Genomic DNA, 25,166 nt, shown 5'->3' on the forward strand with positions numbered 1-25,166 from the left:
CGCCGAGGCCCTGGTGGACCTGGGCGCGGTCGCGCACAACGTGCGGGTGTTGCGTGAGCACGCCGGCGGCGCGCAGGTCATGGCCGTCGTGAAGGCCGACGGTTACGGGCACGGCGCGGGGCCGGTGGCTCGCGCGGCGCTGGCCGCGGGCGCGGCGGAGCTCGGGGTCGCCACCATCGACGAGGCGCTTGCCCTGCGCGCCGACGGCATCACCGCGCCGGTGCTCGCCTGGCTGCACGCGCCGGGCGTCGACTTCGGACCGGCGCTGCGGGCCGGCGTCCAGATCGCGGTGTCCTCGGAGCGCCAGCTCGACGAGGTGCTCGACGCGGCGCGCCGGACGGGTCGCCCCGCGACGCTGTCGGTCAAGGTCGACACCGGGCTGAACCGCAACGGGGTGCCGCCGGACCGGTATCCGTCGATGCTGACCGCGCTGCGGCGAGCGGTCGCCGACGAGGCGGTGACGCTGCGCGGGTTGATGTCGCACATGGTGTACGCCGACCAGCCGGAGAATCCCGTCAATGACCTTCAGGGGCAACGCTTTACCGCGATGCTGGCCCAGGCGCGCGAGCGCGGGCTGCGCTTCGAGGTGGCGCACTTGGCCAACTCCTCGGCGACGATGTCGCGACCGGACCTGGCGTTCGACCTGGTGCGGCCCGGCATCGCCGTGTACGGCCTGAGCCCGGTCCCCCAGCTCGGTGACCTGGGCTTGCGGCCCGCCATGACGGTGAAATGCCCGGTGGCGCTGGTCAAGTCGATCCGCGCCGGCGAATCCGTGTCCTACGGCCACACCTGGACCGCGGACCGCGACACCACGCTGGCGCTGCTGCCCGTCGGCTACGCCGACGGCGTCTTCCGCGCGTTGGGTGGCCGGCTGCAGGTGCTGATCAACGGCCGGCGCCGGCCCGGCGTCGGCCGGATCTGCATGGACCAGTTCGTCGTCGACCTGGGCCCGGGCCCCGTCGACGTGACCGAGGGCGACGAGGCGATCCTGTTCGGCCCGGGCGGTGACGGCGAAGCCACCGCGCAGGACTGGGCGGACCTGCTCGGCACCATCCACTACGAGGTGGTGACCAGCCCGCGCGGCCGGATCACTAAGACCTACCGCGAGGCGCGCACCGTTGAGTCCTGACGAACCCCGCCGGCGCCGCAAGGGCAGAGCCTGGCTTGCCGGCGGCGCGGGAGTCACCGCCGTCGCTACCATCGTCGGCGCCTCGGCCCGCCGCTCCATGCTGCAGCGCGCCAGCCGGATCGAAGACCCCTACGCGTACGAGGATTTCGACGTCCTCGACGACGACCGCAGCTACGTCGTGACCACGCCCGACGGCGTGCCGCTGGCCGTGCGCGAGGCCGGGCCGCCGGACGCCCCGCTGACCCTGGTATTCGTCCACGGGTTCTGTCTGCGCATGGGCGCCTTTCACTTTCAGCGAACCCGGTTGCCCGAGCAGCTGGGTCCTGGCGTGCGGATGGTGTTCTACGACCAGCGCGGGCATGGCAGTTCCGGGGAGGCCGCGCCGGAGACCTACACGCTGACCCAGCTCGGCCAGGACCTGCAGACCGTGCTGAAGGTCGCCGCGCCGCGCGGGGTGGTCATCCTCGTCGGCCACTCCATGGGCGGCATGACGGTGTTGTCGCACGCCCGCCAGTTTCCCGACGACTACGGGCGTCGCATCGTCGGCGCGGCGCTGATTTCCTCGGCCGCCGAGGGGGTTTCGCGTTCCCCGCTGGGGGAAATCCTGAAAAACCCGGCGCTGGAAGCGGTGCGGTTCACCGCCCGCTCGGCGCCCAAACTGATGCACCGCGGCCGCACCGTGTCGCGCTCGTTGATCGGCCCGATCCTGCGCGCCGCGTCCTACAGCGATCTGCAGGTCAGCCGCAGCCTGGACGCGTTCTCGCAGCGGATGATGAACGGCACCCCGATCCCGACCATGGTCGGTTTCCTCGACGCGCTGGAGCATCACGACGAGACCGCCGGGTTGTGGACGTTGCTGCGGGTCCCGACGCTGATCGCCTGCGGCGACCACGACCTGCTCACCCCGGACGAATACTCCCGCAAGATGGCCGAGTGCCTGCCGCTGTCCGAGTTGGTCATCGTCTCCGGCGCGAGCCACCTGGCGCTGCTCGACAAGCCCGAGGCCATCAACGACGGGCTGGTCCGGCTGGTCCGGCGGGCCACGCCGGGCTGGGCGGTGCGCGCGCTGCGCCGGATGCGGGAAAGGTTGTGGCACAGTGGTTGACGCGTCGCCGCGGCCCGGCGGCACCGCCACGCTGGAGACCGTCGCCGACACCCTGGCGCTGGGTGCTCGGCTGGGTGCGCAGTTGCGGGCGGGCGACGTGGTGGTGCTCTCCGGGCCGCTGGGAGCGGGAAAGACCGTGCTGGCCAAGGGAATTGCCGAGGCGATGGAGGTCGACGGGCCGGTCACGTCGCCGTCGTACGTGCTGGCGCGGGTGCATCCGGCACGCCGCCCCGGCGCGCCGGAGCTGATCCACGTCGACATGTACCGGCTGCTCGACCACGGCACCGACCTGCTGGGCGAGCTGGACTCGCTGGACCTCGACAGCGACCTGCAGGACGCGGTCGTCGTGGTGGAGTGGGGCGAGGGCCTCGCCGAGCGCCTCGCCGAGCGCCACCTCGACGTGCGCCTGGAGCGGGTCAGCCATTCCGACGTGCGGATCGCGACCTGGGAATGGAACCGCTCGTGACCGTGATTCTCGCGCTGGACACGTCGACGCCCGCGGTGACGGCCGGCGTGCTGCGCCGCGACGGCTCGGCGTGCACCGTGCTGGCCGAGCGGATCACCGTCGACCCCCGGGCGCACGCCGAGCGGCTCACCCCGAATGCGCTGGCCGCGCTCGCCGACGCCGGGCTCTCGATGCGCGAGGTCGGCGCCGTCGTGGTCGGCTGCGGCCCGGGGCCGTTCACCGGCCTGCGGGCCGGCATGGCCACCGCCGCCGCCTACGGGCACGCGCTGGGTGTCGGCGTACACGGCGTCTGCAGCCTGGACGCCATCGGGGTGCTCACCACCGGCGAGGCGCTGGTGGTGACCGACGCGCGGCGCCGCGAGGTCTACTGGGCCCGCTACCGCGACGGCGTCCGCACCGACGGCCCCGCCGTCGCCGCGCCCGCCGACGTCGATCCCGGCCCGGCGCGCGGCGTGGCCGGGTCGCCCGACCACGCCGCGCTGCTCGGCATGCCGGTGTGCGGGCCCGTCGCACCGACGCCGGCCGGCCTGGCCGCGGCGGTCACCGACTGGGACCACCCGGCGCCGCTGGTCGCGCTGTATCTGCGCCGCCCGGACGCCAAACCCCTCGCGGAGCGCCGATGACCGCCTGTGAACCGGCCACGTTCGGCCCCTTGACGCCCGCCGACGCGCGGCGCTGCGCGGAGCTCGAACGGCAGCTCTTCGAGGGCGACGACCCGTGGCCCGCGGCGGCCTTCGATCGTGAATTGGCGAGCCGGCACAACCATTACGTGGGCGCGCGCGTCGGCGCCGCGCTCGTCGGATATGCCGGGATCTCGAGGCTGGGCCGCACCCCGCCCTTCGAATACGAGGTGCACACCATCGGCGTCGACCCGGCCTATCAGGGGCGGGGCATCGGGCGCCGCCTGCTCGAGGAGCTGCTGGCGTTCGCCGACGGCGGCGTCGTCTACCTCGAGGTGCGCACCGACAACGAGGCCGCCCTCGCGCTGTATCGCAGCACCGGGTTCGAGCAGGTCGGCCTGCGGCGGCGCTACTACCGGGTCAGCGGCGCCGACGCTTACACCATGCGCAGGGGAGCCGCCCAGTGACCACCATCCTCGCCATCGAAACCTCTTGCGACGAAACGGGAGTCGGGATCGCGCGGCTGGGCAGAGACGGCGCCGTGGAGTTGCTGGCCGACGAGGTGGCGTCCAGCGTCGACGAGCACGTCCGGTTCGGCGGCGTGGTCCCGGAGATCGCGTCGCGGGCGCACCTGGAGGCGCTGGGCCCCGCCATGCGGCGCGCGCTGGACACCGCCGGGCTGGCCCGGCCCGACGTCGTCGCCGCCACGATCGGACCCGGCCTGGCCGGTGCGCTGCTCGTCGGGGTGGCCGCGGCCAAGGCGTACGCGGCGGCCTGGGGAGTGCCCTTCTACGCCGTCAACCACCTGGGCGGCCACCTGGCCGCCGACGTCTACGCGCACGGCCCCCTGCCCGAATGCGTGGCGCTGCTGGTGTCGGGCGGGCACACCCACCTGCTGCATGTGCGGTCGCTGGGCGAATCGATCGTCGAGCTGGGCAGCACCGTCGACGACGCCGCCGGCGAGGCCTACGACAAGGTGGCGCGCCTCCTGGGGCTGGGCTACCCCGGCGGCAAGGTCCTCGACGACCTGGCCCGCACCTGCGGCCGGGAGGCCGCCGAGATCCCGACGTTCCCGCGCGGCATGACCGGACCGGCCGACGACCCGTACGCGTTCAGCTTCTCCGGCCTCAAGACGGCGGTCGCGCGGTATGTGGAAAGCCACCCGGACGCCGCGACCGCCGACATCGCCGCGGGCTTCCAGGAGGCCGTCGCCGACGTGCTGACCCGCAAGGCCGTGCGCGCGGCCACCGCGCTGGGCGTGGGGACCCTGCTGATCGCCGGCGGGGTGGCCGCCAATTCGCGGGTGCGTGAGTTGGCCCAGCAGCGCTGCGCCGATGCGGGCCTGGCACTGCGCATCCCGCCGCCGCGGCTGTGCACCGACAACGGCGCGATGATCGCGTCGTTCGCCGCGCACCTGGTGGCCGCGGGGGCGGCGCCGTCGCCGTTGGACGCGGCCAGCGACCCCGGCCTGCCGGTGGTGAAGGCGCAGGTCAGCTGAGCCGGGGATGCCGCGGGGCGGGTGGTCGACGACCCTGGCGGCGCCCGGGCCGCGCGCCGGCGGTGTGCGCTCACAGCGGAAGCGCGGGGCCGCCCTTGAGTGCTTAGCACTCGCGTGTATAGAGTGCTAGGTGGCAATCGGCCACGCCCTGTGTCGGCACCCGCGACGACGGCGCTCGGGCACGGACGGCTGCCGAATCCCTTGATAATTCCGGGGCGACCGTCCCCGGACCCGAACTAACTAGTGGAGGGCTCCAATCGTGGCGAAGGTGAACATCAAGCCACTCGAGGACAAGATTCTCGTGCAGGCCAACGAGGCCGAGACCACGACCGCGTCCGGTCTGGTCATTCCTGACACCGCCAAGGAGAAGCCGCAAGAAGGCACCGTCGTCGCAGTCGGCCCGGGCCGGTGGGACGAGGACGGCGCGAAGCGGATTCCGCTGGACGTCTCGGAAGGCGACACCGTCATCTACAGCAAGTACGGCGGCACCGAGATCAAGTACAACGGCGAGGAGTACCTGATCCTGTCGGCCCGCGACGTGCTGGCCGTCGTCTCCAAGTAAGTACCGTGTCCCGCCCCGGCGATCCCCGCGCGATGCGCGCGGGCGATTTCCGGGGCGGTATGCGTTTGATCAAGGAGCCTCATGAGCAAGATCATTGAGTACGACGAAACCGCCCGCCGCGGCATCGAGGCGGGCGTCAACGCGCTCGCCGACGCGGTCCGGGTAACGCTCGGGCCGCGCGGCCGGCACGTGGTGCTGGCCAAGGCGTTCGGCGGGCCGACCGTCACCAACGACGGCGTCACCGTCGCCCGCGAGATCGAGCTGGAAGACCCGTTCGAGAACCTGGGCGCCCAGCTGGTGAAGTCCGTGGCCACCAAGACCAACGACATCGCCGGTGATGGCACCACCACCGCGACGGTCTTGGCGCAGGCGCTGGTGAAGGCGGGCCTGCGGCTCGTCGCGGCCGGTGCCAACCCGATCGAACTGGGCGTGGGCATCAGCAAGTCGGCCGACGCGGTGTCCGAGGCGCTGCTGGCCTCGGCCACCCCGGTGTCCGGCAAGGACGCCATCGGGCAGGTCGCGACGGTGTCCTCGCGCGACGCGCACCTCGGGGAGCTGGTCGGGGAGGCCATGACCAAGGTCGGCGCCGACGGCGTGGTCAGCATCGAGGAGTCCTCGACGCTGAACACCGAGCTGGAGTTCACCGAGGGCGTCGGCTTCGACAAGGGTTTCCTGTCGGCGTATTTCGTCACCGACTTCGACTCCCAGGAAGCCGTGCTGGACGACCCGGTCATCCTGCTGCACCAGGACAAGATCAGCTCGCTGCCCGATCTGCTGCCGATGCTGGAGAAGGTGGCCGAGTCGGGCAAGCCGCTGCTGATCATCGCCGAGGACGTCGAGGGCGAGGCGCTGGCCACGCTGGTCGTCAACTCGATCCGCAAGACGCTGCGGGCCGTCGCCGTCAAGGCGCCGTTCTTCGGTGACCGCCGCAAGGCCTTCCTCGAGGACCTGGCGATCGTCACCGGCGGCCAGGTCATCAACCCCGACGCCGGGCTGCTGCTGCGCGAGGTCGGTACCGACGTGCTGGGTTCGGCCCGGCGCGTGGTGGTCACCAAGGACGACACCGTGATCGTCGACGGCGGCGGCGCCAAGGACGCGGTCGACAACCGGATCAAGCAGCTGCGGGCCGAGATCGAGAAGACCGACTCGGATTGGGACCGCGAGAAGCTGCAGGAGCGGCTGGCCAAGCTGGCCGGCGGCGTGGCCGTCATCAAGGTGGGGGCCGCCACCGAGACCGCCCTCAAGGAGCGCAAGGAAAGCGTCGAGGACGCCGTGGCGGCGGCCAAGGCCGCCGTCGAGGAGGGCATCGTCGCCGGCGGTGGATCGGCGTTGCTGCAGGCCCGCAAGGCGCTGCAGGAGCTGCGCGGGTCGCTCTCCGGGGACCAGGCCCTGGGCGTCGGCGTGTTCGCCGAGGCGCTGGGCGCGCCGCTGTACTGGATCGCCACCAACGCCGGGCTCGACGGCGCGGTCGCGGTCCACAAGGTCGAGGAGCTGCCCACCGGGCACGGCCTGAACGCCGACAAGCTCAGCTACGGCGACCTGATTGCCGACGGCGTCATCGACCCGGTCAAGGTCACCCGCTCGGCGGTGCTCAACGCCGCCTCGGTGGCGCGGATGGTCCTCACCACCGAGACCGCGGTGGTCGACAAGCCGGCCGAGGAGGCCGACGACCACGGCCACGGCCACGGCCACGGTCATCACCACCACTGAGTGAGCTCTACGAAACACCCCCGGTCTCCCATGCGGATCGGGGGTGTTTCGTCGGGTCGGGAGCGGCGTCACCGCAGCGACGTCGCGATGTGCACCTCCGAGGTGAGGGTCTGGTGGACGGGGCACCGGTCAGCCATGTGCAAGAGGCGAGCCCGCGCCTCGTCGTCGAGGTCCCCGATCAGTTCGATCTCACGCTCGATGTGGTCCACCCACCCGTTGCGGGTCTCGCAGTCGGCGCAGTCCTTGGCGTGAATCCTGCTGTGCCGCAAACTGACCCGCACCTGCTGCAGGGGCCAGCCCTTGCGGGCGGCGTACATCCGCAACGTCATCGAGGTGCACGACCCCAACGCGGCCAGCAGCAGGTCGTAGGGCGTCGGCCCGGCGTCGTCACCGATCGGCCGGGGCTCGTCGGCCACCAGCCGGTGGCGCCCCGCGCTGATGTGCTGCGTGTAGGTGCCGGTGCCGGCCTCGGCGACCACCACCGTGCCCTCGACCGGACCGGCCTCGCTCGTCGTCATGCCCTCTCCTCCGTCGACCTCGTCCCTCAGCCCCTCAGCCCCTCAGCCCCCCAGCCCGGCGGCCGCGGCGAGCGCCCGCAGCTCGCGGGGGATGTCCGAGCCGGCGGGCTGGTAGACGACCTCGGTGACGCCGAGCGCGGCGTACTCCGCTATCTTCGCGCCGACCTGCGCGGCGGTGCCGATCAACCCCATCGAACTGGCGAAGGGGATCAGGTCGGCCACGTGCGCCTCGTCGCTCGGGTTGGCCCGCACCAGGTGACCGACGTGGGTGGCCAGGTGCCGCTCGTCGGCCGGGTGGGCTTCGACGGCGTCCCGCCAGCCCCGCCCGCCCGGCAGCGCGTCGACGGCCTCGGCCCCGCCACGCTCGTACATCGCGTGGTAGAGCACCGCCGCCCCCGGCGCGATGGCGTCGGCGGCGCGCGGCGACGCCACGTCCTCGCCCTCGTCGAGGACCGAGCCGAAACACAGCAACGCCCGCCAGTCGGCGATCTCGGCGGCGCCGGGCTGCGGGACGGCGGCGGAGAAGACGCCGTCACCCAGCTCGGCCGCCACGGCCAGGCCCTTCGGCCCGTCGGCGCCGATCAGGATCGGCACGTCGATGGGTCGCGACGCCCCGAAACCGGGCAGCTGCAGCATCCGGATCTTGCTGCCCTCCCAGTGCGCCGTCTCCCCGGCCAGCAGGGCCTTGAGGCAGCGCACGTACTCGGCCACGTCGCGCCACGGCATCGCCCGCCGGCCCAGCGCCATGCGCCCGGTGAAGCCCGAACCGATCGCCACCACGACCCGCCCGGGCGCGAGGCGCGCCAGCTCGGCGATCGCGGCGGCGTTCACCATGGGGTGGCGCAGGCTGGGCACCAGCACGCCCGGCCCGATGGCGATGCGCGAGGTGCGCTGCGCGCACCGGGTCAACACCATCCAGACGTCCGGGTACAGCGCCGGGGAGTCGTAGAGCCACGCGCGCCGGTAGTTCAGCGATTCGGCCAACTCGACGTGGCCCGGGGTGTCGGCTGACGGCGCGAACGCGCACGAGATGTCCATGGTCGCACTCTAGGAGTGCGGACCGTGAAGAGATGCCGCCCGGGCGCAGGGAACCCGCGCCCGGGCGCCGTCTTGTCAGGCGGTGCGGCGGATGCCGCGGCTGCGGCCGATGTCGCCCTTGAGAAGCAGTTCGCGCTCGGATTCCGACAGGCCGCCCCACACGCCGTACGGTTCACCGACCTCCAGTGCGTGCGATCGGCACTCCTGGATTACCGGGCAGCGCCGGCACATTTCTTTGGCGCGCTGTTCGCGTTGCATCCGGGCCCGGCCGCGCTCGCCGTCCGGGTGAAAGAACATCGACGAGTCGACGCCGCGGCACAAACCCTGCAGTTGCCAATTCCAGATGTCGGCGTTAGGGCCTGGTAGTTGCTCCGGCTGTGGCATTAGTTCGTCCCTCTCTGCACGGCACGCTCAAGTGAGGTCAGGTCTGCAAAAGCGATAGTGTGCAACTGAATTGAAGCGGAGTCACCGATGACCACCCGTCATGCCTAGACGTTAGGGGCGACGGCGAATTTCCGTCAATAGCCACTTAGCCCGGCAAATTATGTTCATGGCGTAGCAAATTTAACTCTGAGTTCATCTTGATCCCAATTGTGAAACGATGGCCGTGCTACCAGGCACTTGGCCGAACCGTGATTTCCCAGCTCAGCGCGGAAGGAAGGACCATGAGGATTTTTTCCATAGGCTATGGTGATTAACAGGTCGGTAACAAGAAGACCACGAACTGTTTACTACATCATTGTGATTGAAACGCGTCACACTTTTCGCAGCGACCCGCGATTGGCCGCCGCCGCCTTCGGTGATCGGCCGGGGGACTGGCCGCTACCGGCGGCCGCGACGCCCGCTGAGCTGTGGTTACGGGCGGTCGCGGCCGGCGGGCAGGGGCGCTACGGCAGCGCCTACCACGACCTGGCCGCGCTGCGGCGGGCCGCGGGCCGGGGCGCGCTCGCCTCGCTCGCGCACAGCACCCTGGGTTCCTTTCTGCGCCAACAGGGTTGGCACACCCTGGCGCGGGGCTGGGACGGGCGCGCGCTGGCGCTGGCCGGCACCGACCCGGCGGCCCGCGCCGACGCCCTGATCGGGCTGGCCGCCGACGCGTTGGGCGTCGGGCGCTTCGCCGCCGCGGCGGCGCTGCTGGCCCGCGCGGACGCCGAGCCGGGCGTCCGCGGGGCGCCCGACCGGGTCCCGGTGCGCCGCGGCTGGGTGGCCGCCGAGCTGGCGATGGCCCGCGGCGACGGCGCGGGGGCCGTCGAGCACGCGCAGGACGCGGTGCGGCTGGCCGCGAACATGGCCGTCCCGTCGGCGCGGCACCGCGTCAAGAGCCAGGTGGTGCTGGCCGCCGCCCTGTGCACCGCGGGCGACGCCGAGCGCGCCCGTCCCGTCGCCGACGCGGCCTTGCGGGCCGCCGAGACCCTGGGCCTCGCCCCGTTGCGATGGGCGTTGGCATGCTTGCTGATCGATCTCGAAAGCGTCACGTTTTCGGCACGGGAATTGCACGAAATTCGCGATATCTGCGCAGGCCAGGTGCGGCGCGCCGGTGGGACGTGGCGTTCCGCTTGAAACGGCCTTGCGCCCGTTATTGTCAGTGCGTTAGTTAGCCCCGTTAGCCCGCGAAGTGTCCGGTTCGTAACGTTGGAGAGACCGCCGTCGATGACAATTCCAGGGGAACGTCTCGACGCCGTGGTCGCCGAGGCCGTGGCGGGAGACCGCAACGCCCTGCGTGAGGTGCTGGAGACCATCCGCCCGATCGTCGTGCGCTACTGCCGGGCCCGGGTCGGGACGGTCGAGCGGGGTGGGATGACGGCCGACGACGTGGCACAGGAGGTGTGCTTGGCGACCATCACGGCGCTGCCCCGCTACCGGGACCGCGGCCGCCCCTTCCTCGCCTTCCTGTACGGCATCGCGGCGCACAAGGTGGCCGACGCCCACCGCGCGGCGGGCCGCGACCTTGCCTACCCGGCGGAGTCGCTGCCCGAGCGGTGGTCGTCGGACGCCGGCCCCGAGCAGCGCGCCATCGAGGCCGATTCGGTGAGCCGGATGAGCGAACTGCTCGAGATCCTGCCCGCCAAACAGCGGGAGATCCTGATCCTGCGGGTGGTCGTCGGCCTGTCGGCCGAGGAGACCGCCGCCGCCGTCGGCAGCACCACCGGCGCGGTCCGGGTGGCCCAGCACCGGGCGCTGTCACGCCTCAAATCCGAGATCATCGCGGCAGGTGACTGTGCCTGAATCACTGGACGAATTCGCCCGTACCGACCTGCTTCTCGACGCGCTCGCGCAGCGCCGACCGGTCGACGTCGAGGACCCCGAGGTCGACGCGCTGTCGGCGCTGATGGAGGACTGGCGCGACAACCTGCGGTGGCCCCCGGCCAGCGCCTTGGTGTCACCGGAGGAGGCCGTCAACGCGCTGCGCGACGGTCTGGCCGAGCGGCGCCGGTCCCGGCGCGGCCTGGCAGCCATCGGGTCGGTCGCGGCGGCGCTGCTGGTGCTGAGCGGGTTCGGGGCCATGGTGGTCGAGGCCCGCCCGGGCGACGCCCTCTACGGGCTGCACGCCATGTTCTTCGACCAGCAGCTGGTCAACCAGAAGCAGATCATGGTGTCGGCCAAGGCCGACCTGGCGCGGGTGCAGGAACTCATCGACCGCGGCCAGTGGAACCAGGCCCAGAATCAGCTGGGCGAGGTCAGCAGCATGGTGCAGTCGATCGACGACAAGGCCGTCAAGGACGACCTGTCGGCTCAGGTCACGTTGCTCAACGCCAAGATCGAGGCACGCAACCCCAACGCGACGCTGCCGCCCCCGGCGGCCTCGACCACGCCGTCCTGGTCGCAGACCCCCGCGCCGTCATGGTCGTCGGCGCCGTCGTGGTCCTCGGCCCCCGCCAGCGCGCCGCCGCCCACGTCGACCCCGTCACCGAGTCAGTCCTGGAGCAAGCACCACCACCACGGCCAGCCGCCGCCGTCGGCCACGCCGGGCGGCACCGGCTGATTTCAGCGCTCAGCGAACCGCGTCAGTGGCGGCGGTGGAAGCCGTCGGCGTCGGAGGTCGCCTCGTTCAGCGACGCGTCCGCGTAGCCGCGGCAGTAGTCCCACGTGACGTAGGCGTCCGGCTCCGGGTCGTAGGCCGGCTCGTGCGGGCGGACCGTGCCGTCGATCAGCAGCTGCAACAGGTTGGCGCGCAGCATGTCCCAGTCGTGATAGTGGTCCTGCTGACATTCGTCGCAGCACACCACCAGCCCGCGAATTCCCCGGTGCGCCAACAACGCTTCGTAGACCGCCAGGTCCGCGAGGTCGGCCTCGACCGCCATCCGCTCCTGCTGATCCAGGGGCTGGCCGGGCTCTACGGCTTCCAGCGCCGCTGACGGGTCGCAGGGATCGTCGGCGAAAGGGTCGGGCGGCAAACCCGGCGGGAGGTGGTCGCGCACGCCCCTAGCCTACGCAGCAGGCCCCGGATAACGCCAGCAGGCAGATCCCCGCCGTCTGCCGCGGGTTTGGCCCCGCGGCACGCCCGAGCAAGCGTCGCCGTGGCGGACCGAGCCGATAGGATGGGGTCTTCACGCCGCATCGCATGGAGGGCCCCACCGATGACCCGTGGCACGTCCCACCTGGAAGACAGCTCCGACCTCGTCGGCAGCCCCTACGTGCGCGACACCCCCGTCTCCGGCTTCCTCGACGAGCCGATCGCCACCGGGGGTGACAACCCGCACAAGGTGGCGATGCTGGGCTTGACGTTCGACGACGTCCTGCTGCTGCCGGCGGCGTCCGACGTGGTGCCGGCGACCGCCGACACCTCCAGTCAGCTCACCCGCAAGATCCGGTTGAAGGTCCCGCTGGTCAGCTCGGCAATGGACACCGTGACGGAGTCGCGGATGGCGATCGCGATGGCCCGCGCCGGCGGCATGGGCGTGCTGCACCGCAACCTGCCGGTCGCCGAGCAGGCCGGGCAGGTCGAGACGGTGAAGCGCTCGGAGGCCGGCATGGTCACCGACCCGGTCACCTGCCGCCCCGACAACACGCTGGCGCAGGTCGACGCGCTGTGCGCGCGGTTCCGGATCTCGGGGCTGCCGGTGGTCGACGAGGCGGGGGCGCTGGTCGGCATCATCACCAACCGCGACATGCGCTTCGAGGTCGACCAGGGCAAGAAGGTCGCGGAGGTCATGACGAAGGCCCCGCTGATCACCGCCCAGGAGGGGGTCAGCGCCGACGCCGCGCTGGGCCTGCTGCGCCGCAACAAGATCGAGAAGCTGCCCGTGGTCGACGGCCACGGCCGGCTCACCGGCCTGATCACCGTTAAGGACTTCGTCAAGACCGAGCAGCATCCGCTGGCCACCAAGGACAGCGACGGCCGGCTGCTGGTCGGCGCGGCCGTCGGGGTCGGCGGCGACGCCTGGGTGCGCGCGATGATGCTGGTGGACGCCGGGGTCGACGTGCTCATCGTGGACACCGCGCACGCGCACAACCGGCTGGTGTTGGACATGGTCGGCAAACTCAAGGCCGAGGTCGGGGAGAAGGTCGAGGTGATCGGCGGCAACGTCGCCACCCGGTCGGCCGCCGCGGCCCTGGTCGCCGCCGGCGCCGACGCCGTCAAGGTCGGGGTCGGGCCCGGCTCGATCTGCACCACCCGGGTGGTCGCCGGGGTCGGCGCCCCTCAGATCACGGCGATTCTGGAGGCGGTGGCGGCCTGCGGGCCCGCGGGCGTCCCGGTGATCGCCGACGGCGGGCTGCAGTACTCCGGTGACATCGCCAAGGCGCTGGCGGCCGGCGCGTCGACGGCCATGCTCGGGTCGCTGCTGGCCGGCACGGCCGAGGCCCCGGGCGAGCTGATCTTCGTCAACGGCAAGCAGTTCAAGAGCTACCGCGGCATGGGATCGCTGGGCGCCATGGCCGGCCGGGGTTCCGGCGGCCAGGCCGCCAAGTCCTACTCCAAGGACCGCTACTTCGCCGACGACGCCCTCTCCGAGGACAAGCTGGTGCCCGAGGGTATCGAGGGGCGGGTGCCGTTCCGCGGCCCGCTGTCCTCGGTCATCCACCAGCTGACCGGCGGCCTGCGCGCCGCGATGGGCTACACCGGCTCGCCGACCATCGAGGCGCTGCAGCAGGCGCAGTTCGTGCGGATCACCTCCGCCGGGCTGCGCGAAAGCCACCCGCACGACGTCGCGATGACCGTCGAGGCGCCCAACTACTTCGCGCGCTGAGGCCGCCATGGTGGAAATCGGGATGGGCCGCACCGCCCGTCGCACCTACGAATTGAGCGAAGTCAGCATCGTGCCGTCGCGGCGCACCCGGTCGTCGCAGGACGTGTCGACCGCGTGGCAGCTCGACGCCTACCGGTTCGAGATCCCGGTGCTGGCGCACCCGACGGATGCGCTGGTGTCGCCCGAGTTCGCGATCGAGCTCGGCCGGCTGGGCGGGTTGGGCGTGCTCAACGGCGAGGGGCTGATCGGCCGGCACGCCGACGTGCAATCCAAGATCGCCCAACTGGTCGAGGCGGCCAGCAAGGAGCCCGAACCGTCGGCCGCGATCCGGCTCCTGCAGGAGCTGCACGCCGCGCCGCTGAACCCCGACCTGTTGGGGGCGGCGGTGGCCCGCATCCGCGAGGCCGGCGTCACCACCGCGGTGCGGGTCAGCCCGCAGAACGCGCAGGCGCTCACCCCGGTGCTGGTGCAGGCCGGCATCGACCTGCTGGTCATCCAGGGCACCATCGTCTCGGCCGAGCGGGTGGCCAGCGACGGGGAACCGCTCAACCTCAAGACGTTCATCTCGGAGCTGGACGTGCCGGTGGTCGCCGGCGGCGTCCTCGACCACCGCACCGCGCTGCACCTGATGCGCACCGGCGCGGCGGGCGTCATCGTCGGCTACGGCTCGACGCGTGGGGTGACGACCAGCGACGAGGTGCTGGGCATCAGCGTGCCGATGGCCACCGCGATCGCCGACGCCGCGGCGGCCCGCCGCGAATACCTCGACGAGACCGGCGGCCGCTACGTGCACGTGCTGGCCGACGGCGACATCCACACCTCCGGCGAGCTGGCCAAGGCGATCGCCTGCGGCGCCGACGCGGTGGTGCTGGGCACGCCGCTCGCCGAGTCGGCCGAGGCCCTCGGCGAGGGCTGGTTCTGGCCGGCCGCGGCCGCGCACCCGTCGTTGCCGCGCGGCGCGCTGCTGCAGATCGCCGTCGGCGAGCGCCCGCCGCTGCGGCAGGTGCTCGGCGGCCCGTCCGACGACCCGTTCGGCGCGCTGAACCTGGTCGGCGGCCTGCGCCGCTCGATGGCCAAGGCCGGCTACTGCGATCTCAAGGAGTTCCAGAAGGTCGGGCTGGCCGTCGGCAGTTGATTCGCCGGGGTTGCTGGCTTGTTACCCGTGAGTAAGGCCATACTGGGGGGATGAAGCCGGATTACGACGTCCTCATCATCGGTTCGGGTTTCGGGGGCAGCGTCAGCGCGTTGCGACTGACGGAAAAGGGATACCGCGTCGGCGTTTTGGAGGCCGGCCGGCGGTATGCCGACGAAGACTTCGCCGAAACGTCCTGGGATCTGCGCAGATTCCTGTGGGCGCCGCGGCTGGGCTGCTACGGAATCCAGCGCATCCATCCCCTGAAGAACGTCCTGATCTTGGCCGGCGCCGGGGTGGGCGGTGGCTCGCTCAACTACGCCAACACGCTGTACGTGCCGCCGGAGCCGTTCTTCGCCGACCGGCAGTGGTCGCACATCACCGACTGGCGCGACGAGCTGATGCCGCACTACGAGCAGGCCCAACGGATGCTCGGGGTGGTGACCAATCCGACCTTCACCGACGCCGATCGCGTCCTCAAGGAGGTCGCCGACGACATGGGCTGCGGCGACACCTGGGTGCCCACGCCGGTCGGGGTGTTCTTCGGCCCCGACGGCACCAAGACGCCGGGCAAGACGGTGCCGGACCCGTACTTCGGCGGCGCGGGACCCGACCGCACCGGCTGCCTGGAATGCGGCGGTTGTATGACCGGGTGCCGTTATGGCGCCAAGAACACCCTGGTGAAGAACTACCTGGGCCTGGCGGAAGCCAACGGCGCAGAGGTGCTTCCGATGACGACGGTCAAGGGGTTCCAGCAGCGTCCCGACGGCCTGTGGGAGGTCCGCACCGTGCGCACGGGCAGCTGGCTGCGCCGCGACCGGCGCACCTTCACCGCGTCGCACCTGATCCTGGCCGCCGGCACCTGGGGAACCCAGCACCTGCTGTTCAAGATGCGCGACCGGGGCAAGCTGCCCCGGCTTTCCGACCGGTTGGGCGTGCTGACCCGTACCAACTCCGAGTCCATCGTCGGTGCCGGCAAGCTCGAGGTCGACCCGAACCTGGATCTGACGCACGGCGTGGCCATCACGTCGTCGATCCACCCGACGTCGGACACCCACATCGAGCCCTGCCGTTACGCCAAGGGCTCGAACGCGATGGGGCTGCTGCAGACCTTGATGACCGACGGCACCGGCCCGGAGGGCACCGACGTGCCGCGCTGGAAGCAGTTGGTGGACCAGGCGCGCGAGGACCCGGGCAGGATGCTACGGCTGCTCAACCCGCGCCAGTGGAGCGAGCGCACGCTGATCGCTCTGGTGATGCAGCACCTGGACAACTCGATCACCACCTACACTAAGCGCGGCAAGCTGGGCATCCGCTGGTACACCAGCAAGCAGGGCCACGGCGACCCGAACCCCGCGTGGAACCCGATCGGCAACAAGGTCACCCGGCGCATCGCGGAGAAGATCGACGGTGTGGCGGGCGGCACCTGGGGCGAGCTGTTCAACATGCCGCTCACCGCGCACTTCCTCGGCGGCGCGGTGATCGGTGACAGCCCCGAGCACGGGGTCATCGACCCCTACCACCGGGTGTACGGCTACCCCACGCTGTTCGTGGTGGACGGGGCCGCGATCTCGGCCAACCTGGGCGTCAACCCGTCGCTGTCCATCACCGCGCAGGCCGAGCGGGCCGCGTCGCTGTGGCCGAACAAGGGCGAGAACGACGAGCGGCCGCTGCAGGGTGACACCTACCGCCGGATGAACCCGATCCCGCCCGAGCGGCCGGTGGTTCCCGCCGCCGCGCCGGGCGCGCTGCGGTGGGTGCCGATCACCCCGGTCCGCTCGACCGCCGGTTAGGCGCTCGCGAGCACCTCGAGCGGTGCGCCGCTGAGCACCCGGCTACGTTCGCCGTGCACGTCGACCGGCACGTCGCCCATCAGCGTGACGCGGTGCATGAGCCGCGGCTGGTCGTCGTAGTCGTCGATGGCGCGGTGCTGGGTGGCGCGGTTGTCCCACATGGCGACGTCGCCGGGCGCCCATGACCAGCGGATGGTGTTCTCCGGCATGGTGATTCGGCGCTGTAGCAGGTCGAGGAGCGCGGCGGACTCGTGGGCGTCGAGGCCCACCAGGTTGCGGACGAAGTCGCCCGCCAGCAGGGAACGCTCGCCGGTTTCCGGGTGCACCCGCACCACCGGGTGCTCGGTGCGAAAGTCCGGCTTCTGGAAGGCGGCGCGATACGCGCGCTGCGCGTCGTTGCCCGAGTCGACCGCCTCGTCGCCGACGTAGTCGTAGCGGTTGCTGTGCACCGCCCAAAGGTTTTCAGCCAGGCACCGCAGCGGCTGGGGCAGCTGCTCGTAGGCCGCCGTGGTCGACGCCCACAGCGTCGATCCGCCATAGCCGGGCAGGGTGACGGCCCGCAGGATGGACGCGGCCGGGTAGTTCGCCGCGAACGTGACGTCGGTGTGCCAGCGGGTGGCCTTGCCGTACTCGGAGTTGATCGGCGTGATCGTCGGCTCGTCCTTGCCGGCGAGCATGGCGGCGGCCGGGTGGCCGACGGGCGTCCCCAGCAGCCGGGCGAACGCGAGCTGCTGCGCGTCGTCGAGGTGATGCTGGTGGCGGAAGAAGATCACCTTGTGGGCCAACAGCGCCTGGTAAATCGTGTCGACCGCGGCGTCGTCGAGGTCGCCGCCGAGGCGCACCCCGTCGACCCGGGCGCCGATCCGGGCGCCGAGCTTGGTGACCGTTATCTGACCTGTCATGTCGTTCGTCCTTGCCTGAAAATGGTGTAGTCAGATGACTACATGCGCTACTGTAGTCAGATGACTACAGCTTCCGCAAGGGGCGCCGGGAAGACGCCCACCGGCCGGGCGGAAGTGGCCGCGGCGATCCTGGAGGCCGCCACCGAACTGTTCGCCGAGCGCGGCCCCGCCGCCACCTCGATCCGCGACATCGCGGCGCGCTCCCACGTCAACCACGGCCTGGTGTTCCGGCACTTCGGCACCAAGGAGCAGCTCGTCGGCGCGGTGCTCGACCACCTGGGCGCCACCCTCACCGAGCTGCTGCGCGCCGAGTCGCCCCACGACGTCGTCGAGCGGGCCATGGACCGGCAGATGCGGGTGATGGCGCGCACGGTGCTCGACGGTTACCCGGCCGGCAAGCTGCAAAAGCTGTTCCCCAACATCGCGGCCCTGCTCGACGGGGTGCTGCCGAAATACGACGATGAGACCAGCGCGCGCCTCGCCGTCGCCAACGCCCTTGCGCTGCAATTCGGTTGGCGGCTGTTCGCGCCGATCCTGCGGTCGGCCACCGGCATCGAGGAACTGACCGAGACGCAACTACGCGCGGCGATCACCACCGAGATGACGCGGGTCCTCGAGCCTCACTGAGTGCGCGACAGGCTGCGCCGGCGCAGCGGTTCCCGGCCGGGCGGCTGGGGCGGGGGCGGCAGCAGCGGCTCGCGCCTGCGTACCTCGACGGTGGTGGGCTCCTCGGTGCTGAGCACCAGCTCCTCGCCCGCGTGCCGGATCGCCAGCTCGCCGCCGGGCCCGTCGCGCAGGGCGTAGGTGACGTCGGCGTGGTTGGCGTCGACGGTCAGCCGAAAGTCGCGCCAGCGCAACCGGAATCGCAGCCGCGCGATGCCGTCGGGCAGCTGCGGGTCGAGCGCCAGGATGCCCTCGTCGTCGCGCAGGCCACCGAATCCGCCGACCAGCGCCGTCCAGGCGCCGGCCAGCGACGCCATGTGCAGCCCGTCTCTGGTGTTGCTGTGCAGGTCGCGCAGGTCGATCAGCCCGGCCTCGTAGGCGTAGTCGTGCGCGAGCTCCAGGTGCCCGACCTCCGCGCACATCACCGCCTGCGTGCAGGCAGACAGCGACGAGTCGCGCACCATCCGCCGCTCGTAGTAGTCGACGTTGCGGGCCTTCTGCTCGGCGGTGAAGGCGTGGCTCTGCCATTGCATGGCCAGCACCAGGTCGGCCTGCTTGATCACCTGGGCCGGGTAGAGCCGCACGTAGGCGTCGTGCAGCAGCAGCGGGTAGCTGTTGTTGGTCTCGAAGTCCCACTCCGCCAGCGTGGTGAACCCCTCGCACTGCTGGTGCACGCCCAGCCCCTCGTCGTAGGGGATGTTGACGGCGTCCGCGGCGTTGCGCCAGGCGGCCATCTCCTCGGTGGTGACACCCTGGGCCTTGGCGGTGTCCGGGTGCCGGTTGCACGCGTCGGCGGCGACGTTCAGGTTGTGGGCGGCCATCAGGTTGGTGAAGACGTTGTCGCGCACGATCGCGGTGTATTCGTCGGGGCCGGTGACCCCGTCGAGGTGCCAGACGCCGTGGCGGTCGTGATGGCCCAGCGACATCCACAGCCGCGCGGTCTCGATCAACACCGTGATGCCGCAGTCGGCCTCCAGCGACTCGTCGCCGGTGACCACGCGGTAGCGCTCGAAGGCCATCGCGATGTCGGCGTTGATGTGCCAGGCGGCCGTGCCGGCCGGCCAGTACGCCGAGCACTCCTGCCCGCGGATGGTGCGCCAGGGGAACGCGGCGCCGCGCAGGCCGAGCTCGGCGGCCCGTTCCCGGGCCAGGTCCAGGGTCGACGCCCGCCAGCGCAGCGCGTCGGCGACCGTGTGCGGGGCGGTGTAGGTGAGCACCGGCAGCACGTAGCCCTCGGTGTCCCAGAACGCGTGCCCGTCGTACCCGGTGCCGGTGAGGCCCTTGCTGGGGATCGCGCGGCGCTCGGCGCGGGCGCTGGCCTGCAGCATGTGGAACAGCCCGAACCGCACCGCCTGTTGCGACTCCGAATCGCCCTCGACCTCGACGTCGGCGTTCTCCCAGAACTCGTCGAGGTACTTGCGCTGCGCGTCGAGCAGCCCCTGCCAGCCGCTGTAGCGGGCGCTGTGCAGGGCGGCGGCGGCCTGGTCGCGCAGCGCGGGGCGCGACCGCAGGCTCGACCAGCCGTAGGCAAGGTACTTCACGATCCGCAGCCGCTGGCCGGGCCGCAGCCCGGCGATCACCGTGGTGCGGGCCAGGTCGTCGCGGGCGTCGTTGGAGATCTCGACGCGCCCGGGGACGTCGACCTCGTGGTCCATCGCGGCGGCCATCATCAGCGCGCTGCTGCGCGTGCGGTGCATGAGCAGCGCGCCGCATTCGGTGCTCTCATGGTCGACCGCCACCAGCGGGTTCTCCAGGATGGCCGACACCCGGGGGTCGCCCGACGTCTCCGGCTGGTCCTCGTTGGCGACCAGCTCGGACTGCACCGTGACCCGCACGAACTCTTCGACGGCCTCGACGCAGTACTCGATGGCGGCGACGCCGCGCTGCGCCAGCGACACCAGCCGGGTCGAGACCAGCTTGATCTGCTTGCCCGACGGCGAGCACCAGTGCGCGCGGCGGGTCAGCGTCCCGGCGCGCAGGTCCAGCACCCGCTCGTGGGACAGCAGGTTGCCGTAGCGCACGTCGAACGGCTCGTCGCCGACCAGCAGCCGGAAGATCTTGCCATTGGTGACGTCGACGACGGTCTGCCCGGCCTCGGGGTAGCCGAAGCCGGCCTCGGCGTAGGGCAGCGGCCGGATCTCGTAGAACGAGTTCAGGTAGGTGCCGGGCAGGCCGTGCGGCTCGCCCTCGTCGAGGTTCCCGCGCAGCCCGATGTGCCCGTTGGACAGCGCGAACAGCGACTCCGACTGGGCGATCACGTTGAGGTCGAGTTTGGTCTCGCGGATCAGCCACGGGTCGACCGGAAAGGCCTCCTGGGAGATCACTGCGCGAGCAGCTCTGCGAGGTCGCTGACCACCACGTCCGCGCCGTTGCGCCGCAATTCCTCGGCCTGGCCCACCCGGTCGACACCCACCACGCACCCGAAGTTACCGGCATGGCCCGCCTGCACGCCGGAGATCGCGTCCTCGAACACGGCCGCCGCGTCGGCGGGCACGTCGAGCAGCTGCGCGCCCCGCAGGTAGGAGTCGGGGGCCGGCTTGCCGGCGATGTGCTCCTCGCGCAGGGTGACGCCGTCCACCCGCTGCTGCACGAACCGGTCCAGCCCGGTGATCTCGAGGACGTCGCGGGTGTTGGCGCTCGACGACACCACCGCCACCTTCAGGCCCGCGTCGGCGACGGCCTCGAGGTAGCGCCGCGACCCCTCGAACACCTTGACGCCGTCGTCGTGCAGCACCTTCTGGAACATGTCGTTCTTCCGGTTGCCCAGCCCGTACACGGTGTCGGCGTCGTCGGGGTCGTCGGGGTCGCCGTCGGGCAGCTCGATGCCCCGGCTCTGCAGAAACGACCGGACCCCGTCCTCGCGCTTCTTGCCGTCGACGTAGTTCTGGTAATCCGCGCCCGAGTCGAACGGCACGAACTCCTCGCCGGTGCGCTTGGCCCGTTCGGAGAGGAAGGCGTCGAACATCGCCTTCCAGGCCTTGTTGTGCACGCTGGCGGTGTCGGTGAGCACGCCGTCGAGGTCGAACAGACAGGCGCGCACCTTCTCTGGCAGACCCAGCGCTGAACTCACCGGCGATCCTCGATTCTTCAGGTCTTGTCGCGGGACTGTTAAGCGATACCCACTCCACCATGCCCGCCATGCCTCTCGCCAGCCGTCGGGGCGACTCGCGGCGGCCACTAGACTTCTCCCGTGGCCGAATCCGCTGAACACGAGGCAACCGAGGCGTCCGGTGCGCCGGCTCGACCGGTGCTGGTCGTCGACTTCGGCGCGCAGTACGCGCAGTTGATCGCCCGCCGGGTGCGGGAGGCGCGGGTGTTCTCCGAGGTCGTCCCGCACACGGCCACCGTCGAGGAGATCAAGGCCCGCGATCCGCTGGCGGTGGTGCTCTCGGGCGGCCCGTCCAGCGTCTACGAGCAGGGCGCCCCGCAGCTCGACCCGGCGCTGTTCGACCTGGGGGTGCCGGTGTTCGGCATCTGTTACGGGTTCCAGGCCATGGCGCAGGCCCTGGGCGGCACGGTCGCCCGCACCGGCACCAGCGAGTACGGTCGCACCGAGCTCAAAGTCGTTGGCGGCGAACTGCATTCGGGTCTACCAGAGGTGCAGCCGGTGTGGATGAGCCACGGCGACGCGGTCACGGCCGCGCCGGCGGGTTTCGATGTGGTGGCCAGCAGCGCCGGCGCGTCGGTGGCGGCGTTCGAAAACCGCGCCCGCCGGCTGGCCGGCGTGCAGTACCACCCCGAGGTCATGCACACCCCGCACGGGCAGCAGGTGCTCACCCGGTTCCTGCACGACTTCGCGGGGCTGGGGGCGGATTGGACGCCCGCGAACATCGCCGAGGCGCTGGTGGAGCAGGTCCGGGCGCAGATCGGTGATGGCCGCGCCATCTGCGGGTTGTCCGGCGGCGTGGACTCCGCCGTCGCGGCCGCGCTGGTGCAGCGGGCCATCGGCGACCGGCTGACCTGTGTGTTCGTCGACCACGGGCTGCTGCGCGCCGGGGAGCGGGCGCAGGTGCAGCGCGACTTCGTGGCGGCAACCGGGGCGAACCTGGTCACCGTCGACGTGGCGGACACGTTTCTGGCGGCGCTCGCCGGGGTGACCAATCCCGAAGGGAAGCGCAAGATCATCGGGCGCCAGTTCATCCGGGCGTTCGAGGGCGCTGTGCGAGACATCGTGGGCGACAGCGACTCTCGGGTCGACTTCCTGGTGCAGGGCACGCTGTACCCGGACGTGGTTGAGTCCGGCGGCGGCAGCGGCACCGCGAACATCAAGAGTCACCACAACGTGGGTGGCCTGCCCGACGACCTCAAGTTCACCCTCGTCGAGCCGCTGCGGCTGCTGTTCAAGGACGAGGTGCGCGCGGTCGGGCGTGAGCTGGGCCTACCGGAGGACATCGTTGGGCGCCAACCGTTCCCGGGCCCGGGCCTGGGCATCCGGATCGTCGGGGAGGTCACGGCGGCGCGGCTGGACACGCTGCGCCGCGCCGACTCGATCGCCCGCGAGGAGCTGACGGCCGCCGGGCTGGACAAGCTGATCTGGCAGTGCCCGGTGGTGCTGCTCGGCGACGTGCGCTCGGTGGGCGTGCAGGGCGACGGCCGCACCTACGGCCACCCGATCGTGCTGCGACCGGTGACGAGCGAGGACGCCATGACCGCCGACTGGACCCGGGTGCCCTACGAGGTGCTCGAGCGCATCTCCACGCGCATCACCAACGAGGTTCCGGAGGTCAACCGCGTGGTGCTCGACATCACCAGCAAGCCGCCGGGCACCATCGAGTGGGAGTGAGCGGCCCGGCGGGTCATTCAGCCAGATCGCTGCTGCCTCGGCCGGCCTGCGCCTGCCGAGCGCCTGCCGAGCGCCTGCCGAGCGCCTGCCGAGCGTGAAGTTAGTTTCACGCTCGAGCCCGAACGTGAAGTTAGCTTCACGTTCGGCGGCTACTCCACGAATTCGCTTCTGCCATCGGCGATTGCGGCCACATCCCAGTTGCCGCCCACCTCGCCGACGAGCCTGCGGGCGACCTCCCGGTCGCCTTCGCCGGCGACCAGGCTCAGCGTGTGATCGGTCGTGCTGACGGATCCTCCGCGCAGGCGGGTACGGGCTGCCGGGTCGGCAGCCAGCGCGTCGCCGAGGCGGCCGATGTCGATGTTCGGCACGGTGATGAGGATCGCGTTGTCCCCAGGGGTCTGCGGGGGCAGGTAGTCGAAGGTCAACACGGATTCCTGGTCGAACTGGCGGCGTAGCGCCTCGGCGCCGGCGTGCAGCGCGGATTCGTCCGCGCCGCACAGGTGGAATTCGCGCGAACGCTCGAACGTCAGCCGCCCCAGCGCGGGGGACCAGTAGGCCCCGTCGAGCGGTGTCGATCCGGTCACCGCGTCGCCGTTGCGGGCGAGCGTCTCGGCGGCTTGCGAGACGAACAGGGGATCGGCGTTGTCGGAGACGAACAGCTCCGCCGGTTGACAGGGCGCGGCCCGGCCCGGCGCCGCGGAAAGGCACCAAAAAAGCACCATTGGCCACACCAGTACCGACCGCATAAAGCAGCCTCTCACGTCGCTTGACGGTTGTCGGAGGGCGGGTGTTTACTTCGAAAAGTATCGAACATACTTTCGAATGGAGGCTGGTCATGACCGCGGCTTTCGCCTCCAATCAGGCCCCGGAAACCCGGGCTGAGCAGCTCGAATCACTACGCCGCCGGATGGCGGGCATCTCCGCGAAGACGGGCGGGGCCGACGTGGGCCGCGCCGACGAGCTGCTGCCGGACTCGGGCGCCCGGGTGGCGCTGCCGGCGTGGCTCGCCGACGCGCTGCCGATGCCGCGGGGGACGGTCGCGGTGCTTTCGGGGGCCCGGTCGCTGCTGCTGTGCATGGTGGCCGCGGTGACGGCGGCGGGGGGCAACGCGGCCATCGTCGGTCAGCCGGACATCGGGTTGTTGGCCGCCGCGGAGATGGGGGCGGACCTGAGCCGGCTGGCGGTGATCCCGGATCCCGGAACCGACCCGGTGGAGGTGGCCGCGGTGCTCGTCGACGGCATGGATCTGGTGGTCCTCGGCCTGGGTGGGCGCCGGGTGCCGCAGACCCGGGCGCGGGCGGTGGTGGCCCGCGCCCGCGCCAAGGGCTGCACCGTGCTGGTCACCGGCGGCGAGTGGCAGGGGGCGCCGACGCGGCTGGCGGCCCGGGTCTGCGGTTACGACTTCGCCGCGGGCGACCGCGACCGGCCGGCGCCCGGCTTCGGGCGGATCAGCGGGGTGCGGCTGCAGGTCAGCGGGGTGTGCGCCGGACGGCCGGTGACCGCCCGGGCGCGGGCCGGGTGAATCGGGATGGCGGGGTCCCGGGTGCTGGCGATCTGGTGCATGGATTGGCCGGCGGTCGCGGCGGTGGCGGCGGCGGGCCTGCCCGCGACCGCCCCGGTCGCGGTCACGCTGGCCAACAGGGTGATCGCCTGCTCGTCGGCCGCCCGCGCGGCCGGGGTGCGGCGGGGGTTGCGGCGCCGGGAGGCGGCGGCGCGGTGCCCGCAGTTGCACGTCGTGACCGCCGACGCGGACCGTGACGCCCGCTTCTTCGAATCGGTCGTCGCCGCCGTCGACGACCTGGTGCCGCGCGCCGAGGTGCTGCGGCCCGGGCTGATGGTGTTGCCGGTGCGCGGGGCGGCCCGCTATTTCGGATCCGAGGCCGACGCCGCCGAACGGCTGACCGACGCGGTGGCCGTCAGCTCGGGTGCCGGCGCCGAGTGTCAGGTCGGCATCGCCGACCGGCTGTCCACCGCCGTCTTCGCCGCGCGGGCCGGCCGGGTCGTGGAGCCGGGGGGTGACGCGCGGTTCCTGGCGGTGCTGTCGATCCGCCAACTGGC

General features: G+C 71.6%; 25 protein-coding genes and 1 pseudogene. 18 read left to right on the forward strand and 8 right to left on the reverse strand.

Features of this window, described 5'->3' with window-relative positions; all coding sequences use genetic code 11:
* The 8 genes from alr to groL form a co-directional block, all read left to right on the forward strand.
* A partial coding sequence (gene alr, locus A5700_RS19860; RefSeq protein ID WP_156671311.1) for an alanine racemase occupies positions 1 to 1,129 on the forward strand: 1,129 nt, incomplete at its 5' end.
* On the forward strand, positions 1,119 to 2,234 hold the full coding sequence (locus A5700_RS19865; protein ID WP_068075327.1) for an alpha/beta fold hydrolase: 1,116 nt from the start codon (positions 1,119 to 1,121) through the stop codon (positions 2,232 to 2,234). The genes alr and A5700_RS19865, both read left to right, overlap by 11 nt.
* A complete protein-coding gene (tsaE, locus tag A5700_RS19870; protein WP_068075324.1) occupies positions 2,227 to 2,700 on the forward strand; it encodes a tRNA (adenosine(37)-N6)-threonylcarbamoyltransferase complex ATPase subunit type 1 TsaE in 474 nt (157 codons plus the stop codon). Before A5700_RS19865 ends, tsaE begins: the two co-directional genes overlap by 8 nt.
* Complete coding sequence (gene tsaB / locus A5700_RS19875) at positions 2,685 to 3,323, forward strand: tRNA (adenosine(37)-N6)-threonylcarbamoyltransferase complex dimerization subunit type 1 TsaB (RefSeq protein WP_197502961.1); 639 nt, start codon at positions 2,685 to 2,687, stop codon at positions 3,321 to 3,323. Before tsaE ends, tsaB begins: the two co-directional genes overlap by 16 nt.
* Positions 3,320 to 3,787: a ribosomal protein S18-alanine N-acetyltransferase gene (gene rimI / locus A5700_RS19880; protein WP_068075321.1), complete on the forward strand. Its 468-nt coding sequence runs from the start codon at positions 3,320 to 3,322 to the stop codon at positions 3,785 to 3,787. Before tsaB ends, rimI begins: the two co-directional genes overlap by 4 nt.
* Positions 3,784 to 4,818, forward strand: coding sequence for a tRNA (adenosine(37)-N6)-threonylcarbamoyltransferase complex transferase subunit TsaD (tsaD, locus tag A5700_RS19885; protein WP_068075318.1), 1,035 nt, complete (start codon positions 3,784 to 3,786; stop codon positions 4,816 to 4,818). The genes rimI and tsaD overlap by 4 nt, the downstream gene beginning before the upstream one ends.
* 259 nt (positions 4,819 to 5,077) lie before the next feature.
* Positions 5,078 to 5,380: a co-chaperone GroES gene (groES, locus tag A5700_RS19890; protein WP_068075314.1), complete on the forward strand. Its 303-nt coding sequence runs from the start codon at positions 5,078 to 5,080 to the stop codon at positions 5,378 to 5,380.
* A gap of 81 nt (positions 5,381 to 5,461) precedes the next feature.
* Positions 5,462 to 7,090: a chaperonin GroEL gene (gene groL / locus A5700_RS19895; RefSeq protein ID WP_068075312.1), complete on the forward strand. Its 1,629-nt coding sequence runs from the start codon at positions 5,462 to 5,464 to the stop codon at positions 7,088 to 7,090.
* A 68-nt stretch (positions 7,091 to 7,158) separates the two neighbouring features.
* On the opposite strand, the gene A5700_RS19900 is transcribed toward groL, so the two are convergent.
* The 3 genes from A5700_RS19900 to A5700_RS19910 form a co-directional block, all read right to left on the reverse strand.
* A complete protein-coding gene (locus A5700_RS19900; RefSeq protein ID WP_068075310.1) occupies positions 7,159 to 7,608 on the reverse strand; it encodes an OsmC family protein in 450 nt (149 codons plus the stop codon).
* A gap of 42 nt (positions 7,609 to 7,650) precedes the next feature.
* Positions 7,651 to 8,646, reverse strand: a complete 996-nt coding sequence (locus A5700_RS19905) for an LLM class flavin-dependent oxidoreductase (protein WP_068075307.1) — start codon at positions 8,644 to 8,646, stop codon at positions 7,651 to 7,653.
* Positions 8,647 to 8,721: 75 nt separating this feature from the next.
* Positions 8,722 to 9,030, reverse strand: coding sequence for a WhiB family transcriptional regulator (locus tag A5700_RS19910; RefSeq protein WP_068075304.1), 309 nt, complete (start codon positions 9,028 to 9,030; stop codon positions 8,722 to 8,724).
* 357 nt (positions 9,031 to 9,387) lie between these two features.
* Here A5700_RS19910 and A5700_RS19915 point away from each other — a divergent pair, with 357 nt between their 5' ends.
* The 3 genes from A5700_RS19915 to A5700_RS19925 all read left to right on the forward strand — a co-directional run bounded on the left by A5700_RS19915 (position 9,388) and on the right by A5700_RS19925 (position 11,629).
* Complete coding sequence (locus tag A5700_RS19915) at positions 9,388 to 10,206, forward strand: hypothetical protein (protein WP_369828293.1); 819 nt, start codon at positions 9,388 to 9,390, stop codon at positions 10,204 to 10,206.
* A gap of 90 nt (positions 10,207 to 10,296) precedes the next feature.
* Positions 10,297 to 10,872 (forward strand): sigma-70 family RNA polymerase sigma factor, encoded by a 576-nt coding sequence (locus A5700_RS19920; RefSeq protein ID WP_068075298.1) that lies wholly within the window; start codon positions 10,297 to 10,299, stop codon positions 10,870 to 10,872.
* The gene (locus A5700_RS19925; protein ID WP_231973936.1) at positions 10,859 to 11,629 is read left to right on the forward strand and encodes an anti-sigma-D factor RsdA; all 771 of its coding nucleotides are present in this window, start codon (positions 10,859 to 10,861) and stop codon (positions 11,627 to 11,629) included. Before A5700_RS19920 ends, A5700_RS19925 begins: the two co-directional genes overlap by 14 nt.
* 22 nt (positions 11,630 to 11,651) lie before the next feature.
* On the opposite strand, the gene A5700_RS19930 is transcribed toward A5700_RS19925, so the two are convergent.
* A complete protein-coding gene (locus A5700_RS19930) occupies positions 11,652 to 12,065 on the reverse strand; it encodes a DUF5319 domain-containing protein (RefSeq protein WP_068075287.1) in 414 nt (137 codons plus the stop codon).
* 159 nt (positions 12,066 to 12,224) lie between these two features.
* On the opposite strand from A5700_RS19930, the gene guaB reads away from it, so the two are divergent.
* From guaB to A5700_RS19945, 3 genes are read left to right on the forward strand one after another with little or no spacing between them, the layout of a single operon-like run.
* Positions 12,225 to 13,835 carry an IMP dehydrogenase gene (guaB, locus tag A5700_RS19935; protein ID WP_068075284.1) on the forward strand — a complete coding sequence of 537 codons (1,611 nt, stop codon included), beginning with the start codon at positions 12,225 to 12,227 and terminating at the stop codon, positions 13,833 to 13,835.
* Positions 13,836 to 13,842: 7 nt separating this feature from the next.
* Entirely contained in the window at positions 13,843 to 14,970 is a 1,128-nt protein-coding gene (locus A5700_RS19940; protein WP_068075282.1) for a GuaB3 family IMP dehydrogenase-related protein, read from the forward strand.
* Positions 14,971 to 15,020: 50 nt separating this feature from the next.
* Complete coding sequence (locus tag A5700_RS19945) at positions 15,021 to 16,760, forward strand: GMC oxidoreductase (protein ID WP_068075279.1); 1,740 nt, start codon at positions 15,021 to 15,023, stop codon at positions 16,758 to 16,760.
* On the opposite strand, the gene A5700_RS19950 is transcribed toward A5700_RS19945, so the two are convergent.
* Complete coding sequence (locus tag A5700_RS19950) at positions 16,757 to 17,662, reverse strand: TauD/TfdA family dioxygenase (protein ID WP_068075276.1); 906 nt, start codon at positions 17,660 to 17,662, stop codon at positions 16,757 to 16,759. The two genes, A5700_RS19945 and A5700_RS19950, sit on opposite strands and share 4 nt — an antisense overlap.
* Positions 17,663 to 17,722: 60 nt before the next feature.
* On the opposite strand from A5700_RS19950, the gene A5700_RS19955 reads away from it, so the two are divergent.
* Positions 17,723 to 18,289, forward strand: coding sequence for a TetR/AcrR family transcriptional regulator (locus tag A5700_RS19955; protein WP_068075273.1), 567 nt, complete (start codon positions 17,723 to 17,725; stop codon positions 18,287 to 18,289).
* On the opposite strand, the gene A5700_RS19960 is transcribed toward A5700_RS19955, so the two are convergent.
* Positions 18,283 to 20,649, reverse strand: a complete 2,367-nt coding sequence (locus tag A5700_RS19960) for a glycoside hydrolase family 65 protein (protein WP_068204950.1) — start codon at positions 20,647 to 20,649, stop codon at positions 18,283 to 18,285. The two genes, A5700_RS19955 and A5700_RS19960, sit on opposite strands and share 7 nt — an antisense overlap.
* Positions 20,646 to 21,395: a beta-phosphoglucomutase family hydrolase gene (locus tag A5700_RS19965; RefSeq protein WP_068065969.1), complete on the reverse strand. Its 750-nt coding sequence runs from the start codon at positions 21,393 to 21,395 to the stop codon at positions 20,646 to 20,648. The genes A5700_RS19960 and A5700_RS19965 overlap by 4 nt, the downstream gene beginning before the upstream one ends.
* 120 nt (positions 21,396 to 21,515) lie before the next feature.
* Here A5700_RS19965 and guaA point away from each other — a divergent pair, with 120 nt between their 5' ends.
* Positions 21,516 to 23,108, forward strand: coding sequence for a glutamine-hydrolyzing GMP synthase (gene guaA / locus A5700_RS19970; protein ID WP_197502725.1), 1,593 nt, complete (start codon positions 21,516 to 21,518; stop codon positions 23,106 to 23,108).
* Positions 23,109 to 23,257: 149 nt separating this feature from the next.
* Here guaA and A5700_RS19975 read toward each other — a convergent pair whose 3' ends face one another.
* Positions 23,258 to 23,830: a hypothetical protein gene (locus tag A5700_RS19975; RefSeq protein ID WP_082959681.1), complete on the reverse strand. Its 573-nt coding sequence runs from the start codon at positions 23,828 to 23,830 to the stop codon at positions 23,258 to 23,260.
* Positions 23,831 to 23,943: 113 nt separating this feature from the next.
* Here A5700_RS19975 and A5700_RS19980 point away from each other — a divergent pair, with 113 nt between their 5' ends.
* Positions 23,944 to 24,630, forward strand: a complete 687-nt coding sequence (locus tag A5700_RS19980) for a hypothetical protein (RefSeq protein WP_068204952.1) — start codon at positions 23,944 to 23,946, stop codon at positions 24,628 to 24,630.
* A gap of 6 nt (positions 24,631 to 24,636) precedes the next feature.
* Positions 24,637 to 25,166: pseudogene (locus A5700_RS19985) on the forward strand (DNA polymerase Y family protein); the annotation flags it as partial.

The sequence above is a fragment of the Mycobacterium sp. E1214 genome (assembly GCF_001666755.1).
GTDB lineage: Bacteria > Actinomycetota > Actinomycetes > Mycobacteriales > Mycobacteriaceae > Mycobacterium.